Here is a 1,465-nt window from a genome sequence, read left to right as displayed (position 1 = left end):
TGATCTGCACCCCGAAAGTTGGATACTTCGTCTAATTTGGAGGGTGCTTTTCTATGGCTAAATATTCGCAAGAATTCAAACTTAAAGTTGTTCAATATTACTTATCAGGTTTTGGATCAAAAACAACAGGTCATAAATTTAATATAAATCCTAGTAGTGTTGAGGAATGGGTGAAATCCTATAATCAACATGGTGAGTCAGGACTGGATATTTTGAGAACGAAACCAGTTTTTTCGATCGAGTTCAAATATAAAGTAGTAAAAATAGCCTTAGATGAAGGTTTATCTATTAGAGAAACAGCTCAGCGGTTTAATATTAAAGAGAAAGAAACAGTTCGTAGGTGGTTATTCCTTTATCAGAAAGATGGTATAGATGGCCTGAAACCCAAGCCCAAAGGACCACTCAAAGGTATGTCAACACCCAAGTTAATTAAGAGTAAATACGCTCAAGAAGATCGTGATAAAACACAGGAACAGTTGCTTGAGGAGCTGGCATATCTACGTGCGGAGAATGCCTATTTAAAAAAGCGGAGAGCCTTGATTCAGAAGCAGAGAGAACAGGAAAAAGTCGAACTGCAACGATTGCAAGATTCGTGTCTGAATTAAGGCAAATCTATCCGCTAAGATACTTGATACGTGCCTCTAAAATAGCTCGAAGCACATATTTTTATCATGAAAAGCAATCCAGGCTTGACGATAAATACAGTAGCCTTAAGCATCAAATAAAGGTGATATATCATCAGCATAAAGGACGATATGGGTATCGCAGGATTACCCTTGCACTCAGGAACTTAGGTTTAACTATAAATCACAAGTGCGTCCAAAGGCTTATGCAGTCCATGCAGCTTAAATCACGTATCAGGGTTGTGAAATATCGTTCATATAAGGGACAGGTGGGTAAAATTGCAGACAATATATTGCAACGCCAATTTGAAGCAGATAAACCTAATCAAAAATGGGTTACAGATGTGACTGAATTTAAGGTGGGTAGTGAAAAGCTCTATCTATCACCTATTATGGATTTGTTTAATGGTGAAATTATTGCCTTTCAAACACAGCGCAGACCGCTGTTTGGATTGGTTAAAGATATGCTGAAAGAAGCTGTAAACAAGCTAAAACCAAGCGAAAAACCTATTGTCCACTCAGATCAGGGATGGCAGTACCAGATGGCGCATTACCAAAGACAATTATCGGAGAAAGGCTTAATTCAAAGTATGTCACGTAAAGGGAACTGCCTAGATAATGCATCTATGGAGAGTTTCTTTGGAATACTCAAATCTGAATGTTTCTATGGTAAAAAATTTAAAACAATTGATGATTTAGAGCAAACCGTGAAAGAATATATTCACTATTATAACCATGAACGAATCAAGGTTAAATTAAAAGGACTGAGTCCTGTAGAGTACAGGAGTCAGTCCTTAAAAGCTGCTTAATCAAACCGTCTAACTTTCTGGGGTCAGATCAAA

General features: G+C 37.5%; 1 protein-coding gene. It reads left to right on the top strand.

Translation table 11 applies throughout. The annotated features are described in order from the left end of the window. Positions 1-53: 53 nt before the first annotated feature. Positions 54-1,432 (top strand): IS3 family transposase gene (locus FTT83_RS15875; RefSeq protein ID WP_373423498.1). Its coding sequence is split into 2 segments (ribosomal slippage): positions 54-560 and positions 563-1,432, totalling 1,377 coding nucleotides; the frame shifts between segments, so codons are not numbered across the junction. The last annotated feature ends 33 nt before the right edge of the window (positions 1,433-1,465 follow it).

Origin of the sequence: Acinetobacter sp. YH01018 (assembly GCF_013420295.1) — a bacterium.
Taxonomy (GTDB): domain Bacteria; phylum Pseudomonadota; class Gammaproteobacteria; order Pseudomonadales; family Moraxellaceae; genus Acinetobacter.
This window is presented reverse-complemented; position numbering and strand designations above follow the sequence as displayed.